The 421-nt window shown below is 49.2% G+C and carries 1 protein-coding gene; it reads right to left on the reverse strand.

Features of this window, described 5'->3' with window-relative positions; genetic code table 11:
* Nucleotides 1-32: 32 nt before the first annotated feature.
* On the reverse strand, nt 33-421 hold a 389-nt coding region (locus AC6CIE_RS27805), incomplete at its 5' end, for a hypothetical protein (RefSeq protein ID WP_498094972.1).

Genomic DNA, 421 nt, shown 5'->3' on the forward strand with positions numbered 1-421 from the left:
GTTGTTAAAGAGCGGTACTGCTAAATTCTGTACTACTGGTTTCTGCCTTCAACTTCGGCCAACTTCGCTTTCGCGTCGTCGCCGTCGTTGCAGCAGAGAAACGAGATTATGAAGAAGTTTTTATCGCTTGTCAAGTCAGCTTCGCATTTTGCTTTGCTTTCTTGCTGCGACCTCTTCAGGTCTCGCCAGGACTTTTGCCCTGCCCTAGCAGCTATCGAAACGTCAGGGTAAACCCTAGATTTTTCGGTAGCAGCCAAGCCCGAAACTATATCACCATTTTTGCAGTGAATGCAACCGGCTTCTGCCTGACTTGCACTCTGTTCTGCACTGTCGCCGAGCTGGAGAATCTCCGTTTCAGCAGACATGGAACATAGGTTCTCACTAAAAACAAACCCCCACAGGCTTACCTGTGGGGGTTTGC

Source organism: Achromobacter sp. GQ309, from assembly GCF_059759315.1.